The 17019-nt window shown below is 27.2% G+C and carries 18 protein-coding genes and 1 pseudogene; 8 read left to right on the plus strand and 11 right to left on the minus strand.

Going from position 1 to position 17019, the window contains the following annotated elements:
* Positions 1-27: 27 nt before the first annotated feature.
* A complete protein-coding gene (locus tag AC0B4T_RS00535) occupies positions 28-1035 on the minus strand; it encodes a nicotinate phosphoribosyltransferase (RefSeq protein ID WP_465102695.1) in 1008 nt (335 codons plus the stop codon).
* Between the two features lie 149 nt (positions 1036-1184).
* Here AC0B4T_RS00535 and AC0B4T_RS00540 point away from each other — a divergent pair, with 149 nt between their 5' ends.
* Together AC0B4T_RS00540 and AC0B4T_RS00545 are read left to right on the plus strand one after the other, a co-directional pair.
* Positions 1185-3251 carry a PTS fructose transporter subunit IIABC gene (locus tag AC0B4T_RS00540; RefSeq protein WP_465102696.1) on the plus strand — a complete coding sequence of 689 codons (2067 nt, stop codon included), beginning with the start codon at positions 1185-1187 and terminating at the stop codon, positions 3249-3251.
* 7 nt (positions 3252-3258) lie between these two features.
* Positions 3259-4170 (plus strand): 1-phosphofructokinase, encoded by a 912-nt coding sequence (locus AC0B4T_RS00545; protein WP_465102697.1) that lies wholly within the window; start codon positions 3259-3261, stop codon positions 4168-4170.
* Positions 4171-4206: 36 nt separating this feature from the next.
* On the opposite strand, the gene AC0B4T_RS00550 is transcribed toward AC0B4T_RS00545, so the two are convergent.
* From AC0B4T_RS00550 to efp, 3 genes are read right to left on the minus strand one after another with little or no spacing between them, the layout of a single operon-like run.
* Complete coding sequence (locus AC0B4T_RS00550) at positions 4207-4521, minus strand: hypothetical protein (protein WP_465102698.1); 315 nt, start codon at positions 4519-4521, stop codon at positions 4207-4209.
* The gene (locus AC0B4T_RS00555) at positions 4521-4832 is read right to left on the minus strand and encodes an MMB_0454 family protein (RefSeq protein ID WP_465102699.1); all 312 of its coding nucleotides are present in this window, start codon (positions 4830-4832) and stop codon (positions 4521-4523) included. The genes AC0B4T_RS00550 and AC0B4T_RS00555 overlap by 1 nt, the downstream gene beginning before the upstream one ends.
* Positions 4833-4835: 3 nt before the next feature.
* On the minus strand, positions 4836-5396 hold the full coding sequence (gene efp / locus AC0B4T_RS00560) for an elongation factor P (protein WP_465101794.1): 561 nt from the start codon (positions 5394-5396) through the stop codon (positions 4836-4838).
* Between the two features lie 130 nt (positions 5397-5526).
* On the opposite strand from efp, the gene AC0B4T_RS00565 reads away from it, so the two are divergent.
* Complete coding sequence (locus AC0B4T_RS00565; RefSeq protein ID WP_465101793.1) at positions 5527-5931, plus strand: hypothetical protein; 405 nt, start codon at positions 5527-5529, stop codon at positions 5929-5931.
* A 146-nt stretch (positions 5932-6077) separates the two neighbouring features.
* Here the strand turns inward: AC0B4T_RS00565 and AC0B4T_RS00570 are convergent, their stop codons facing one another.
* Together AC0B4T_RS00570 and AC0B4T_RS00575 are read right to left on the minus strand one after the other, a co-directional pair.
* The gene (locus AC0B4T_RS00570) at positions 6078-6269 is read right to left on the minus strand and encodes a hypothetical protein (protein ID WP_465102700.1); all 192 of its coding nucleotides are present in this window, start codon (positions 6267-6269) and stop codon (positions 6078-6080) included.
* Between the two features lie 70 nt (positions 6270-6339).
* Positions 6340-6888 carry a hypothetical protein gene (locus AC0B4T_RS00575; protein ID WP_465102701.1) on the minus strand — a complete coding sequence of 183 codons (549 nt, stop codon included), beginning with the start codon at positions 6886-6888 and terminating at the stop codon, positions 6340-6342.
* A gap of 520 nt (positions 6889-7408) precedes the next feature.
* Here AC0B4T_RS00575 and AC0B4T_RS00580 point away from each other — a divergent pair.
* Both AC0B4T_RS00580 and AC0B4T_RS00585 read left to right on the plus strand, forming a co-directional pair.
* Positions 7409-7807 carry a hypothetical protein gene (locus tag AC0B4T_RS00580; RefSeq protein ID WP_465102702.1) on the plus strand — a complete coding sequence of 133 codons (399 nt, stop codon included), beginning with the start codon at positions 7409-7411 and terminating at the stop codon, positions 7805-7807.
* Positions 7780-8433: a Fic family protein gene (locus tag AC0B4T_RS00585; protein WP_465102703.1), complete on the plus strand. Its 654-nt coding sequence runs from the start codon at positions 7780-7782 to the stop codon at positions 8431-8433. Before AC0B4T_RS00580 ends, AC0B4T_RS00585 begins: the two co-directional genes overlap by 28 nt.
* 199 nt (positions 8434-8632) lie before the next feature.
* On the opposite strand, the gene AC0B4T_RS00590 is transcribed toward AC0B4T_RS00585, so the two are convergent.
* The 5 genes and pseudogenes from AC0B4T_RS00590 to AC0B4T_RS00610 all read right to left on the minus strand — a co-directional run.
* Positions 8633-9577, minus strand: coding sequence for an IS3 family transposase (locus tag AC0B4T_RS00590; protein ID WP_465102704.1), 945 nt, complete (start codon positions 9575-9577; stop codon positions 8633-8635).
* A 206-nt stretch (positions 9578-9783) separates the two neighbouring features.
* Positions 9784-11223 (minus strand): hypothetical protein, encoded by a 1440-nt coding sequence (locus tag AC0B4T_RS00595; protein ID WP_465102705.1) that lies wholly within the window; start codon positions 11221-11223, stop codon positions 9784-9786.
* Positions 11210-12319 (minus strand): DNA cytosine methyltransferase, encoded by a 1110-nt coding sequence (locus AC0B4T_RS00600; protein ID WP_465101783.1) that lies wholly within the window; start codon positions 12317-12319, stop codon positions 11210-11212. The genes AC0B4T_RS00595 and AC0B4T_RS00600 overlap by 14 nt, the downstream gene beginning before the upstream one ends.
* Positions 12312-13409, minus strand: coding sequence for a DNA (cytosine-5-)-methyltransferase (gene dcm / locus AC0B4T_RS00605; RefSeq protein WP_465102706.1), 1098 nt, complete (start codon positions 13407-13409; stop codon positions 12312-12314). The genes AC0B4T_RS00600 and dcm overlap by 8 nt, the downstream gene beginning before the upstream one ends.
* Before the next feature lie 220 nt (positions 13410-13629).
* Positions 13630-13807, minus strand: a pseudogene (locus AC0B4T_RS00610) (IS3 family transposase); the annotation flags it as partial.
* 381 nt (positions 13808-14188) lie between these two features.
* On the opposite strand from AC0B4T_RS00610, the gene AC0B4T_RS00615 reads away from it, so the two are divergent.
* Genes AC0B4T_RS00615 through AC0B4T_RS00625 form a run of 3 tightly spaced genes read left to right on the plus strand, consistent with a single transcriptional unit; the run spans position 14189 to position 16919 of the window.
* Entirely contained in the window at positions 14189-15004 is an 816-nt protein-coding gene (locus tag AC0B4T_RS00615; protein ID WP_465102707.1) for an energy-coupling factor transporter ATPase, read from the plus strand.
* The gene (locus AC0B4T_RS00620; RefSeq protein ID WP_465102708.1) at positions 14980-15864 is read left to right on the plus strand and encodes an energy-coupling factor transporter ATPase; all 885 of its coding nucleotides are present in this window, start codon (positions 14980-14982) and stop codon (positions 15862-15864) included. The genes AC0B4T_RS00615 and AC0B4T_RS00620 overlap by 25 nt, the downstream gene beginning before the upstream one ends.
* Complete coding sequence (locus tag AC0B4T_RS00625) at positions 15864-16919, plus strand: energy-coupling factor transporter transmembrane component T family protein (protein WP_465102709.1); 1056 nt, start codon at positions 15864-15866, stop codon at positions 16917-16919. The genes AC0B4T_RS00620 and AC0B4T_RS00625 overlap by 1 nt, the downstream gene beginning before the upstream one ends.
* The last annotated feature ends 100 nt before the right edge of the window (positions 16920-17019 follow it).

Raw genomic sequence — 17019 nt, forward strand, 5'->3', positions numbered from 1 at the left:
ACACTTACCTATAAGTGTTGCTTTTACTTAACCTTTATATTCTATTAGTTTTGGATTATAACGATAATAACGCCCTTCTTTAGCTTGATTATGTCCATTTAACATGGTAGCATCTGCTGAAAAAGTATTAGTCATTTTAAAAATACTTTGTCCAACTCCATAATAATCAACTGGCACTTTAAGATCTTCGAATCATTTTATTTTAGAATGATTAAAGCCAGATGAAACAATTATTTTATAATTAGTAGCTCCGGCTTGATCTAATGCTTTACGCAGGCGAATCACTTGCTCAGGAACTACACCGTATTTAGGAGTTTCTTGATCAAACATATGATCTGATAAACTTTTTGAAGTATCAATTCTAACACCTCAAACTTTATCGCCTAAGGCAGTTCATAGTTTTAAACTTTCTTGAATCACGTTATTGTGGTAGTCAACTAAAGCAATTAATTTACGTTTTGGATATAATTTTATATATGCCTCAGCGGCTTTGACAATATCCCCATTAAACCCTTGAACTAAAACGTGTGGCATACTACCAAAGAGATTTTCATCATGAATATCATCTTGGTGTGATTTTTGGGCTAAAGTTGAAACTAGCTTAATTCCACCAAGAGCAACGGCTTTTCCATCAATTTCTTGGGTTATGTAATGATCAGATCGATCACCCATGAAAATAACTTGTTTATTTCTTGCGGCCCTAACGCATTTTGCTGCATTTGTCGCTATAGAAGAATAACGTGTTAAAATACCGTCAATTAACCCTTCTCACTGTCCAAAATCTTGGTAATGACCTTCCAGTTCTAAAACTATATCTAATTCATTGACTATGGTTCCTTCTGGTAGATATTTAATTGTATATTTTGCAGTATCAGTCTTGGCTTTTAAAAAAGCTAAGACTTCATTTATACCACCTAAAATACAATTATTTTTACGTTGGAAAAATTGCATAACAATAACGTTATCGGGCTTTTCACTTGCTAAAATTTCTTTAGTTGTTTCAAAATAAGCTGCTGTATATTTTTCGTAATTCATCTTCATTCCTATCTAAAGTATTAAAGATTATTATACCATAAAACAATAAAATTAAAAGAAGTGGAAACATTTCCAGGTTTTTTCATCTTATATATACGTATATCAAAGAGAATGATCTATAATTTAATTAGATAACAACGAAAGGAACTATGAAGATTAGATCATTATTTAACAACAAAGATACAATTTACTTGGATAAAAACTTTGCTTCAAAAGATGAAGTTTTAAAGTTTTTTGCTAGTGAGCTTGTATCAAAAAACTATGGATTAGATACCCAAAAAATTTACGATCTTTTTAAAGAAAGAGAAAATCAAAATTCAACAGGGATTGGTGATCATATTGCCATGCCACATTTAGGTGATGATACTATAACAATGAGCACTTTGCTCTTTGCTAGAGTAAATAACCTTGATTGGCAAGCATTAGATAATCAACCTGTAAAATATATCTTTGGAATTGCTTTATCAAAAGACCAAAGAGAATCAGGACATATTGAAGTAATGCAAAAATTATCGTCTTTATTACTTAAAGAACAATTTATTAAGGCATTAGACAAAGTTCAAAGTGCTGATGAATTTTTAGCATTATTTGATGCTTTTGAACCACAAGATGAACTTGAGGAATTACTAGATCAAGAAGGAACTTATGACATTGTCGCAGTTACTGCTTGTCCTACTGGTATTGCCCATACTTTCTTAGCTAAAGAAAAGTTAGTTGAGCAAGCTAAGAAAATGAATTTAAGAATTAAAGTTGAAACCCAAGGTGCAGAAGGGGTTAAAAATACTTTAACTGAAAAAGATATTGCCAATGCTAAAGGTGTTATTTTAGCAACTGATCGCGAGATTGAAAAATCTAAATTTAGTAATGCAACTAATGTTTTAGAAATCTCAACCCAAAAAGCAATCTATAAGACTAGAGAGCAAATTCAAGAAATTTTAGATCAAAAAGGAAAGAAAATAAAAGGTGCTAAAACTAGTGAAGAATCATTTGCTGAAATGACTTTTGATGGCTTTAGTGGAAAACTACGTCGTTCTTTAATGTCTGGAATTTCTCACATGTTACCATTTATTGTCTTTGGTGGAATTTTATTAGCAATTGGATTTTTACTAGACATTATTATTGGTGGACTTAATAAAACAGACATTAATTCAAGTGCTTTTTTAAGTAACTTTGGATTTAATGCTCCATTATCAAAAGTTATCTTTGATATTGGAAAAATTGGACTTAACCTTGCTGTCCCTGTGCTGGCTGCTTATATTACTTACTCATTAGTAGGGCGCCAAGGGTTATTACCTGGATTTGTCGTTGGGGCTATTGCTTCTGGGCAAGTTTCTGGGACATATGCTTTTTTAAGACCTTCAATTGTCAATTCTGGAGTAGCCAACCCCGATTCATTTTTAGGGACTGGTTCAGGTTTTATTGGCGGAATCCTTGGAGCATTCTTTGCCGCAGCAATGGTAATTGTTTTTTCAAAATATATTTTTGGTAAATTACCAAAAACCATGCAAGGAATCAAAAATATTTTATTTATTCCATTATTTGGAACTTTAACAATTGCTTTATTATTCTGAGTTGCTAATATTGTCTTAATTTACATTAACTTAGCATTAGTGTTATTCTTAGGATTATTTGAAAACCGTCCTCAATTAGCTTGAATCTTAGGATTAATTCTAGGTGCTATGATGGCTATTGACCTTGGGGGACCAATTAACAAAGCAGCATATATCTTTGGAACTTTAACTATTGCAAACGGAACATCGAGTGTTTCAATGGCGGCTGTTATGGCTGCAGGTATGGTACCTCCACTTGGAATTGCATTATCAATGTTTATTAGTAAAAAACTATGAACTAAAGATGAAATCAACTCAGGAAAATATTCGAATATTTTATTTGGAATGAGCTTTATTTCAGAAGGTGCAATTCCATATACTTCTAAAAACCCTAAAGTATTAGTACCATCTAACGTGATTGGTGGAGCAGTAGCTGGTATTTTATCAGCTTCATTAGGTGTTAACATCATTGCACCTCACGGTGGAATCTTTGTTGGATTTTTAGCAAGAACTAACTTATTCAGTGATTTTGGGGCTTCAGCTGGTTTAGGGATTGTGTTTTGAATTGCTTCAATTTTAGCTGGAGCTTTAGCCCAAGCTGGAGCAATTATCCTCTTTACAAAATTAAACCAAAAATACCCAAATTGAATTTTTGTTAAAAAATAACAAAGCTATGATTTATACCCTTACTTTATCACCATCTTCAGATTTATTAATTAAATCTGAAGATTTCTCTTTAGAAACTGTCAATAGATATCAAGATTCCAAGCTTTTGCCTGGAGGCAAAGGTATTAATGCTTCGCTAATATTAAAACGTCATAACTTTGATAATATTGCCTTTAGCTTATTTGACCAACATACCTTTAATTCGTTCCAAGATCTATTTAAACATGAATCCTTAGAAATTATTAATATTAATCATCCAAATTTAACTAGGATTAATATTAAATATTATGGAGCTAAAGATTCTTTTGAGTTAAATGGACCAAGAACAATTTTAACATCTGAAATCAAAGCAAAAGTTTTAGATCAAATTGCAAAGTTAACAAGCCAAGATATGTTAATGATCATGGGCTTAAGTGATGATGCATTTTTAAAAGAAATTTTAGAAATTTTAAAACAAAACAAAGTTAACTTTGTTTTGGATATTGATTCACCAAATCTTAAGGAATTTTTAAGTTTCCATCCTTATTTAATTAAACCCAACCTTGATGAATTAAAACGTAACTTTAAGTTTGAAATTAATCATGAGCAAGACTTGCTTAGTGCAATGAAGCAATTGCAAACTTACGGGGCTCAAAATATTATTGTTTCAATGGATAAAGATGGTTCATATGCTTTAACAAAAGATGGACAAATCCTTAAAGCATCCATTATTAAACCAATTAAGGTATTTTCTGCTACTGGAGCAGGCGATAGCATGATTGCATTATTTTGTGCTAAATATTTAGAAACTAGAGATGCAGCAAACTCACTTTTATTTGCTAGTGCTGGCGCAATGGGAACGGTAGCTAGTGAGCACGTTGGAACCTTGGAGCAAACCAAAAAATACCTATCACATGTTAAAGTAGAAGTGCTTAATTAACAAAATAAAATATCACTTTGTAAAAAAGTGATATTTTTAAATAGCAAAATAAATGCTGAGTGCTATTGCAATAAAGAAGATAATTAAGCCACCAATAAAATATCATTTAAGTTTATCAAAAGTTTGCTCACGTTTAATTTTTTCATAAGCTAATTTATTTAATTTTAATTCTTGGTTTGAAATTTCAAAACTTTCTAATTGTTTTTTTAACTTTATTAATAAATTTTGATATTTTTGACTTTTTTTATTTAAAACTTTCTTTTTAGAAAGTTTTGTTAATTCTTGTTTGATATCTTCTAAAAATAATAATCTTAATATTGCATAGTCTTGGGGCAAGTTAGGATTTTGCACTAAAAGGTTCCTAACATGACAACTTGAATATTTTTTGGTTTTTTAATAATTAGTTTTTTGATTTGGGTATTAAGTTCTGTGACAAGTGAATTGATTAACTTGGCTTGATCATTAAGATTATTTTTATTAATTTTTAAATCTAAAAAAACTTGCAAATCACTATGATCTGGTTCAATTTTAATATGGGATGAAGGCATAAGTTTAAAATGCTTTTGCTCTTTAAAAGCATTTTTAATCACATCTTCAATTGCTTCTTTATCAACCATATAAATTTGGTTAAAAAGATATTTTACATTAATTCAGTCTTGCATTGTTTATTTACTTTTTCCAACGTATTTACCAGTTTCAGTTGAGACAATAATCAAATCTCCATCTTTGATAAACATTGGGGTTTCAAGTTCAAAACCAGTTTCTAAAATTACTTTCTTTTGTGGGTTAGTTGTGGTGTTACCTTTTACGGCATCTGGTGCATTAGTAACTAATAAAGATATATTAGTTTGTAATTCAATATCCAAGACTTCGTCTTGGAATTTACGAATTTGTACTTCCATTCCTTCTTTCAGAAAATTAATTTCTCATTCTAAACGATTTAATGGAATTTCAATTTGCTCATAAGTTTCTTTATCCATTAAAATGACATTTTCACCATCATTATATAAATAATCCATCTTACGTTTATCAATGTGAGCTGGTTTGACTTTATCGCCCCCAGTATAAGATTTAATTGTAGTTGAACCAGTACGTAAATTTTTTACCTTTGCTTTAACGTTAGCTTGTCCCCTACCTTGTTTAGAATGTTGTGCTTCAAGCACAACATAGATTTCACCTTCGTCTTGGAATGTGATTCCTGGTTTAAATTCATTAACATTAATCATAATTTAAAACTCCTTTTTAATATATAGTTAATATTATTATTATACTATAATATGTGTTTTTTGCTTTAGTTCACTTTTAGTTCTTTAATAAAAAATATTTTAATTTATTAATGAATGGAGCAACAGAGAAATGCACAAGATTGAGATGTTCAAAATTTATAAACCAAAACGTAATTTGAAAGAAGGCATTGAAATATTTGCCAAGCGCCCTTGTGAATTATTAATTACTTTAGTAGACTTAAAAGATGAAGTGATTTTTGGGACATTATGCCAAAATCCAGGCAGGGCTTATTTGTTCAGTGCTTTTAAAGAACCTTATTATAAAATTCATTTAGATCGTTTTTATAAAATTTCTAAAATAAATTTAGCCAGGCATATTAACTTATATAAATATAATAAAAAACCATTAAGTTTACCAACTGATAAGCAAGTTAAAATCTTGCAAAGAATGCAAAAAATCTTTGAAAATCGTAATTCAAAATTTAGTTTAACGTATATTTATAAAAAGAATCAAAAGCCTCGATTATTCTTTTAATATGTTAATTAAATAAAACAAAAGTTGATAAAGTATAAATATAAACAAGGCGGGACTATTAATATGTCCGCTTTGTTGTTTTATATAAGTGTATTAATATTTTATTAAATTAATGTGTTGAAATACCTAATATATCGTCAATAATTTTATATATTTTTTTCACTTATATCAGTTCCAAGATTTTTTAATATTACATCATTAAATATTTCATAACTACATGCTTGTTTATTTTTATATATTTTAAATATATATTTAGTTATTAAATCTGCAAAGCAATATGAAGTAATTATGCAAGTGTTAGTTCCTTTTATATCCTCAACAGCACTTGGATATATCATGGTGTAACAATTGTGTATTTTGCATTATATAAGTTTCTGTGTTGTTTTAATCTTCCGTCATTTATACTTATTAGTTTTTTATTTGTTGATTTACCATCAGCACAAAATAAAAATCATCTTTAAGATAATGAGATAATGAATCTGGCTGACTTGGCCTGCCTATTGTTTGTGCTTTTACACCCCTAAATAAGTTAAATGCTTTAGCAATATATTCTTCAAATAAAGACCATTTAGTTGAGTCAATTGAACTTTCCACAAGTAATTTTGGAATTTGTAAAAACTCTTTGTACATTTGGTCTTTTTCGCCAATTTCTTCAAGCAAAAACCCTGGAACACTGTTATAAATATTTCTAATTCAATCACTTCTTAAACCTTGCGGCTGTTTAATATTTTCATAAGGTGTTTTATTTTGTAAATACATATCAACAAAATTGTTATATACTTGATTTAAACTTAGATATTTTGTTGTTATAATTGTTGGCATTTTTCTAAATTGAGATTGTAATTTAAAATTTGTTTTATCCTTAACTTGATTAGTTATAGATAGCTCAGAAAGCATATTAAATAAGTAATTACAACTAACATAATTTTTAATAAATTGAGATGCATTATGTGTCAAATTTTTGTATTTTATCCCCATTGTTTAATAACCTGAAATTTATAATTCTATGTACAATATCATTATAATCTTTTGGCGAATTCAAACTCTTCACATAATATAAAATATGTGCAACTTCTAGATTACTTAACTTATATTCAATTCTTACTTCGGTTAATAATTTGAATATAAGTCTTAATGGATAGATATTAAACCATATAATTTTTTATATGGATTAATGAATTGTATGCTAAAAAGCATCCAAATAAACACTTTATTTCTTACTTCAATATCTTCTTGGTATTTTAACAGTAATTTACCATTTGTACTAAGGTGAATTTTTTTTGTTTGATGTTTCATAAATAGCACCGTAAAATCTTGGTTCATCTATTTTATGATTTGCAGAAGAATAATCATAATAGTCGAGATATCAAAAAATCTTGTTTTTTGATACATTGTGATAATTTATGATATAATGCATCTAAATATTTTGCAATAATCACACAGTTAAATATAATAAAATTGAATTTAAGGAACAGATATGTATAAAACCAATATAACTAAACATTTAGAATGAGAATTTCAAAATGAAATTACCAAAGCAATTGAAGTAGTTAATAATTACTGAATGAAAAAAATTAATCACCCCTTTGGTTATGTTGAATGAGAAGCGTTTAGATTTAATCAAAGTGTTAAACTTAAAAAACCAATGAGTGAAGAAGTGTTTAGAGAAATGTTATTAGTTAATATGGGAATAAATGTGATCATTAAGTTAATTTATGATTTAAAACAAAGCGAATTAATTAAATTACAAAACGCTAATAAGATTTTAAATACTACTCTTTTTACAGATTTATATTTTGATATGATTAATGAAATTGAAAAATTAATAAACGGAGATAAAAACATCACATGAAAGCAACGGAATCAAATTTATTAAAATTTGAAGATTATTCAAAGCAACTTGTTGATATTATCCAAGCGCAAGTCTATTTTGAAAATTTAATTATTACCAAACTTGAAACACAAAATATTATTAACAATAAATATTTTGAAAATAATACAGATGCTTTTAAAATAGCAATTAATTTAAAAGATGCGTGAAGATTTATTTTTGAAACATATGATTTGCCTTTAAGTCCTAATTATATTTTACAATTACATAAAATCTTAATGGATGGATTAGTTGATGGTAATGGTTATTATCGTACAAGAAATATTTATGTTTCCGGCTCTAAATATGTTCCGCCTTTATTGTCGCAATATCAATATAAAGAAATGTTAGAAGAAGCAATCAAACAAGATGATTTGTTAGCATCACCAAGTTTAATTGCTAGAGAACAATTATTTAATGATGGGAATAAACGTACAGCAACAATGTTAATTCAAAAAGCATTATTACAAGAAAATAAATTATTTAACCTTACTTTATCAAACAATAATGATTATAAAATGGCATTATTAAATTATTACCAAACAAAAGACAGAAAGCTATTAGAGCAATTTGTTAAGTGAAATACAATTGATTTATCTTGTAAAAGCACTAAATCTATAAAAAGGAGATAAAAATTTAAACCCTGGAAAAATCTAAACATACCACAACTTACAAATTAATTGATATAATATTACAAAATTCAGTTGCCAAAAATTGACATAGTGCCATTAGAGATTGAAAGATTAAACTGGGAAATTTTTTTCGGACGGTTTTACCTTCCCCAACCATACCATTTGGCTAAGCCAAACGGAATGCTTTGGGAAGGTTTTTTTATCTTATTCTTTTATAATTATATCAGCTTATAAATTCTTTGATTTTTTGTGATAATTCAATAAAAGTAAGTCTTTTACAGGTTTGATCAAAATTTGGGAAAATTTCACTTTTAAGAATTGAAAAGAAATACTCAATTTCACGATTATCAAGACTATTACCAATTCTTGACATTGATATTTTACCTTTTAGTGATTTTATTTTTTTAGTATATTCAAGCGAAGAATAAGCAGATCCATGGTCAGAATGTAAAATAAAATTATTTTTGAATTTTGTATTGGTGATATTATTCAAAATTAGTTCAGTATCATTTCTAAGTGATAATTCATAGGTCACAAACTTAGTTTTATGATCAATAATTGCAGATAAATAAATATGATTCTGTTCAATATCTTTTGGTGCTGGTATATAGGTCACGTCTGTTGCATATATATTATTGTTACGTGAATTATAATCTCTTTTTACTAAATCAGGTATTTTAATACTAGTATTTTTAGATTCCTTGGTTTTACGTTTTTGTCTAACAAATGTTTTCAAATTAAGCTTTTTCATATAATTTCCTAGGGTTCTAGGATTTATTTGAATATTATATTCTTGGAAAATATATTTAGCAAGTCTCCTTCGTCCATACCTTTCTTTATTTTCGACAAAACTTTGAAAAATTATTTCTTTGTGTTTAACCTTTAGTTCTTTAGTCTTGTTGTTATCTTTCAATTTCTCGTAATATGTAGATCTTGAAACACATATCATTTTAGATTTTTTAGTATGTGAAAGATTCTTGATTTTCTTTATCTTTAACATATTTCTCATTGATTCTTTATTTCAGTATACTTTTCTGATATCAAAACAGAAATTATCAAATTCTGCCTTGGTTATTCCCAGGTTCAAATATTTATCGTATAAGTCAAAAATTTGGACTCATTCTTTAGTCTTTAAATGTCTCATAACTACCTCTTTTTCTTTATATTAAAAATATTCGGATTTTATCCGAATATTTTTTCCATGTCTAAAAACTTCGTTTATTCTTTTAACAAATGCAATATAAGAGCAAAATCTTCTTGTTTTAAAACTTTTTATAATAAAATAATTTTTAGATAAAAAGACACAAAAGTAAACATAAATGGGATAACTTTTGTGTCTTTTTTAATAGTTTAATTAAATTCATGTATAGAAACACCTAATATATCATCAATAATTTTATATATTTTTTCACTTAAGTCTGTGCCAAGATTTTTAAGGATTAAATCATTAAATATTTCATAACTACATTCTTGTTTATTTTTATATATATTAAATATATATTTAGTTATTAAATCTGCAAAGCAATATGAAGTAATTATGCAAGTTTTAGTTCCTTTTATATCTTCAACAGCACTTGGCACAAAACCAGGAGTAATGACAATTGTATATTTAGCATTATATAGTTTTCTATGTTGTTTTAATCGTCCATCATTTATACTAGTTAGTTTTTTATTTGTTGATTTACCATCGGCACAAAATACAATATTTTCTTTTAAATAATGACATAATGAATCTGGTTGCCCTGGTCCAGATATTGTTTCTGCTTTAACATCAGTAAACAAGTTAAAAGATTTTGTGATATATTCTTCAAATAATAATCATTTAGTGGAGTCTACAGAGGCTTCAACCAGTAATTTAGGAATTTGTAAAAATTCTTTATACATTTGATCTTTTTCTTGAATTTCTTCGAGCAAGATTGGTGGAACACTATTATAGATATCTCTAATTCAATCACTTCTTAAACCTTGAGGTTGTTTAATATTTGCATAAATTGATTCATTTTTCAAATACCTGTTTAGGAAAGCTCCGTATATTGAATCTAATTTTAAGAATTTTGTCGTTATTGCGGTTGGTAATTTTCTGAATTGTGATTGTAATTTAAAGTTTATTTTCTCCTTAACTTGATTGGTTATTGTAAGTTCACAAAGCATATTAAAAAGATAATTACAACTAACATAATTTCTGATAAATTGAGATGCATTAGGTAGTAATTTTTGTAACTTATTTTTATTGTCTAATTTTCGAAATTTTATAATTTTTTTAATAAGATTAATATAATCTTTTGGTGTGGATAGTTTTTTTACATAATATAAAATGTGTGCAACTTCTATATTACTTAATTTATAATCAATTCTAGGTTCAGTTAATAATTTAAATATAAGCCTCATTGGATATATATTAAAATCATTTAATTTTTTATATGGATTATTAAATTGTATTGTAAAAAGCATTCCTATAAATACTTTATTTCTTGTTTTTATATCTTCTTTGTATTTTAACAATAATTCACCATATGAACTAAGGTGAATTTTTCTATTAGAAGTTTCATAAATAGCCCCGTAAAATCTTGGTTCATCTATTTTATGATTGGCCGAAGATAAATCGTAATGGTCTTTTTTAATATATGGTTTATAAGTTCCTTTTAATGAGTGCTCTTTCATTAAAAGTTGTTGAATATTATTATTTCTTTTTATTCCATTTAGTTTGCTAAACAAATTTAAAGTAATAAAAAATTGATTAATATTACATGAATTTTGGGGAAAGAGCCATACATTTTTATTTTGCATCATTATCCTCCACATGAATATTTTTAACAATTTTTTCAATTAATAAAGGTGGAACTCCTTCACCGATTACGTTTCTAATAAAGTTATCACTTGCTCAATTTGGAATATCTCAATCATCTTTTATAGTAAATAATTTCATGATTTCATAAATTGTTAAAACTCTGGCATCGCTATAAGTTCCATCATGTTTTAATCTCCCAGGATGAACATTGCATTGAGATGAAATAGATCCATTAGCCATTGTAATTGTTGGGGCAGGTTTATTCCAATCCATTCTTTTGTATGTGGTGTTATATCCCTTAATTCTAGTACCATCTGGTTTTTTAGGGTAATAAAATAAGTTTTGAAAAGCAGAACGACCTGTAGGGGTATACATCATTGCCTCTACGTGTCTATATAAATGATTTTTTGGAACATGCCATTTGTTAATTTCTTGGCATTTTTTTATTTTTAAACTATTATCTTTAAAAAAGTTTGTATTTCCTTCAACAATTGCTTCTACTGAAGGTAAATTTCCAATTGCTTCTTTAACAGTTATTAACTTTGCCTCCTTATTAGGGAAGTTTCATGGTTTTATTTTGCTTAATAAAATAACTGCTCTTTTTCTGTTTTGTGGTACACCATAATCTTGAGCATTAATTAATTTTTCTTTATTTATATAATATTTTTGTCCGAATTCTCTTTCAATTGTTTTTTCCACTGTATCAATAATATTGTTATATTTAATTTTTAATTTTAATAACTGTGGAACATTTTCTATTATTACATAATCTGGATTTAAATCATTTATAGCATTTAAAACAGGTATTATTAATGTGTTTCTTTTGTCGCTGTAATCTCTTTTTCCTGCAACACTCATTCCTTGGCATGGTGGAGTTGCAATTAGAAAGTTACAATTTTCTTTTCTTGCTTGCGAAATTATTTGATTATATTTATCATAAATATCACCTACAATCATTTTACAATCAGGGAAAATATGTTGATAAAATTTAGCCCTATCTTTTTTTAATTCGTTTGCTATAACTATATCTACACCAACTTTTTTTAAATTTAATTCACCAATGCCAACATTTGAAAATAATGATAAACCTTTAATCATTTTCTTCCTCCTCATATATATTTCTAAAAATATTTTCCAATACGTTAACAACAATTGAGTTACCACATAACCTTATTATGGTGTTATCTGATAACTTTCCTTGTTTCATATTATGGTAGTCTTGATCATTATATCCCATTAATCTGCAACATTCTAGTGCACTTAATTTTCTTTCATATAAAGTACCATTTTCACATTTAATTAATTTAAGGCCAGATCTTCCGGCTCTTTGAGTAGAAGATACTTTATCAATCATAACACCATTTATTTTTCAATCTCGATCATCTAAAAAAAGTACTTCACCTTCTTTTACTTCTCCTTTGACCTTAGCTTTTGGATTAAATATTGTTCATTTTTTTTCTTTATCATCAATAATATCATTAATACTTTTATGGATAAATTGGTTATCTTTGATTAAGTTTATTTTACTTTTGCCTAATTTTGAAACAACAATCACCCTTGGGCGCCGTTGTGGAATGCCATAATGCTGAGCATCAAAGATTTTCCAATAATTTTCATAGCCCAAAGATTCTAGATATCTTAATCATGTTTCAAAGTTTTGCTTGTTTTTGCCAGTAGTAAGGCTTTTTACATTTTCTAAAACTAAATATTTTGGTTTTTTATTTTCGATGATTTTTTTACATTCTCAAAGCAAAGAACTTCTCGTTCCGCTATTTTGATCTAAGCCTTTTTTTGTCCCGATTGATGAGATATCTTGACAAGGAAAAGAATATGTAAATAAATTATGCTCTGGAATATTTTCAATACTTATTTTAGTTATATCGCCAAGATTATTTGTTTTAACACATGCTATATATAACTCAGTAAGTTTTTCATTGCTCAATTTTTTGAGATCATTTTCAGATTTAATAAGTATCTTTGATAAATAATTAATTATTTCTTGTTTTGGTAATATATTATAACTATTATCATTTTTTTTATGTATATAGTAATAAGCCAAAGTGGCAGCGGGATCAATATCTGATGTTGCAACAATTTTAAACTTTTTATTAATATTTCTTAATGCCATATGTTGTGAACCAACACCGGAAAAAGCCTCAAAGACATTTAATTTTACATCTTGATTCATTAATTACTCCTAAATTACAAACCTATATTTTTTTATTTTGTTATTTATTACAAGATTAATATAAAACATTATCTTTAATTAATTATATAAGAATCTATTATTCTGCACAAAAATAGTATAAATAATTGTTTTAAACTGAGAAATTTTCCAGACTATTTTACCTTACCCAACCATACCATTTGGCTAAGCCAAATGGTATGGTTGGGTAAGGTTTTTATCTTATTCTTTTATAGTTATATCACTTTATAAATTCTTTAATTTTTTGTGATACTTCAATAAAACCAAGTCTTTTGCTTGTTTTTCAAAATTTGGTAAAAGCTTGCTTTTAAGAATTAAAAGAAATATACAATTTCACGATTATCAAGACTATTACCAATTCTTGACATTGATATTCTACCTTTTAGTAATTATATTTTTTAGTATATTGAATCGATCTCTTTTTATTATAGTAGTAGATAATTTTCTTAAATGTTATCTTGATTTTAAATACCTTTTTGTTTTATTTGTGTAGTTTTTTTAAATTAAATAAGCAAATACTAATAATATAATTTTAATATATTAACTGAATTTAAGTTTAATTTATTTTAACTCTTGTCTTAGTTAGTAATTTAAAGATTAACCTTAATATATAAAAACTGAAATCTTTCATTTTTTATATGTATTATAAGAACCTTGCTTGGAATAAACATCAATTAATAATTGCTATTATTGGACAAATAATAACATCAGAAAAATTATTTTGTTATTTTTTATTATTTATTTTATAATTAATTAAAGTTATGATTAAAGTTAATAATATTGTATTTAGTTATAAACCAGGTGTGCAAAAACCAGCATTAAATAATGTTAGTTTTGAAATCAATAAAGGAGAATATATAGCCATCTTAGGGCATAATGGAAGTGGCAAAAGCACTTTTTCTAAAGTGCTTGTTGCCTTATTAAAACCACAAGCAGGTTCTTTATCTGTTGATGGTATAGTTTATAATCGTCAAAATTTATATCAAATTCGAAAGAAAATTGGTATTATCTTTCAAAACCCTGATAACCAATTTATTGGCTCATCAGTTGAAGATGATATTGCATTTGGTCTTGAAAACCGCAAGATTCCTCATGAAGCTATGCAAGGCATTATTCATAAAGTGGCAACTAAAGTTGATATGTTAGACCATTTATCCAGGGAACCAGAGAATTTATCTGGAGGTCAAAAGCAACGTGTTGCCATTGCCTCAATTTTAGCTTTAGATCCTGATGTAATTATTTTTGATGAAATTACCAGTATGCTTGATCCTAAAGGTAAAAGCAGTGTTTTAGAAATTATTAAGGAATTAAAAGATAATAAAGAAAAAACCTTAATATCTATTACCCATGATATGGATGAGGCTATTTTAGCAGACCGTTGCCTTGTTTTTTCCCAAGGGCAATTAATTGCCCAAGGGAATCCTAAGGAGATTTTAAATAATCAAGAAATTTTAGAAATTGCTAAAATTGATTCGCCTTTTATTTATAAATTAAGTAGTTTGTTACATAATATTGAACCCACATACGACAGAGAGGAATTGATTAATCAAATATGCAAATCAAAATTCAAAATGTAATACAAATTTTTAATAAAAAATCTCCTTGAGAATTTGTAGCATTAAATGATGTTTCTTTAAAAATTAATGATGGTGAATATGTTGGCATTATTGGATCAACTGGCTCTGGTAAGACAACATTAATTGAACATTTTAATGGTTTATTAAAACCAACTAATGGATATGTGCACTGGCATATAAACGATAATAATAATATTACAGACTGGTTTTATGGCGATAAAACCAGTAAGTTTAAATTTAAAGATTTGCGAAAAAAAATTGGAATAGTGTTTCAATTTGCTGAATATCAATTATTTAAAAATACTATTAAAGAAGATATTGCTTTTGCACCTATTGCTTTTGGAATGCCTAAAGAAAAAGCATATCAAGTAGCTGCACAATGTTTAGAGGAAGTTGGCCTTGGGGAAGAATATTTAGAACGAAGCCCTTTTGAATTATCTGGTGGGCAAAAGCGCCGGGTTGCTATTGCTGGTGTTTTAGCTATGAACCCAGATTTCTTAGTTTTTGATGAACCAACTGCAGGATTAGATCCAGTTGGGACAATTGAAATTTTAGATATTTTAAGCAAATTACACCAAAAAGGAAAAACAATTATTAATGTAACACACGATTTAGATCGTGTGTTAGAACGAACAACGCGAACTGTTATGCTGCGCCAAGGAAAAATAGTTGCTGATGGACAAACTTATGATGTTTTAAATGATATTAATTTACTTAAAGAAAATTATTTGGAACCTCCCAAACTTTTAGCTTTTATTTATGAGCTGAAAGCAAAAGGAATTGATGTTCCAAAAGTAAAGAATATAAAAGAACTAGCTGATTATTTAAATCAAAGTATTTTTGATAAGGAGGATATTTAATGCAACAAAGTGCATTTGGACGTTATATTCCTGGCAGTGGGTTTGTCTATAAAATTGACCCTCGTATCAAAGTTTTATTAAGTATTTTATTTATTGTTTTACTTTTTATCGCTTCAAATTTTATTGAATTATTGCTTTTAGCTTCATTTATTACAATTATTTCAATTGTAACTACTAAACGTATCAGGCCAGTTTTAAAAACTTTAAAACTGCCCTTAATCATTTCAATCTTTTTATTTGTAGTTAATTTATATACTGTTAATAACGAAACAGTATATAAAAATAATTATTATGTGTCATACTTTTGGCCGATCTTTACATCTGGGTCTAAAGACTTAGAAATTGATGGTAAAAAGATTTTGTGAAGTGAATTTTATAATGCTAAAGTTGTTGGCCAAGATACCATTGATTATTACATAAAAACATATGGTAATTATGTTAAGATTCAATATGGGGTTTCGATTAATTCTATTAATCGAATCATTACCTTAGTGTTTCGGTTATATGTTATGGTATTAGTTACTAGTTTATTAACTAATACCACTAGGCCAATTTTATTAAACAAATCAATTGAAAGCTTATTATATCCTTTAAAATTTATTTTTATCCCAACTCATATTATCGCAATGATTATTTCGATTGCTTTAAGGTTTATTCCAACCTTAGTAAATGAAATTTTTCGGATTATTAAGGCACAGTCTTCCCGGGGAGTTGATTTTAAACATGGTAATACTAAAGATAAAATAATTGCCTTTAGTACTTTAATTATTCCATTGTTTGTATCATCATTTCAAAAAGCTGAAGATTTAGCTAATGCAATGGAAACTAGGGGCTATGATCCATATGAAGAGCGTACGAAATACCGTGTCTTTAAATTAAAAGTTAGTGATTTATTAATTGTTTTATTATTTATGGGAATTTTAAGTATTTTCATATTAAATAACATAATAGTAAAACATTCATATTTTGATTCTGTTAATGGGGTTTATAAAATTCATAATATTGGACATTATAGCCTAGTTAACTGAATTTTAATGATAAGAGTAGTCTCATAAAAGCAAGGATTTCCCTTGCTTTTATGTTTTTTATATATTTCTCATAGCCTTAAAAGGTTTTTGTCAACAAGTATAAAAACCATATTAAGTTTTAAAATAT

This window comes from Mycoplasma sp. 10961 (assembly GCF_055523525.1).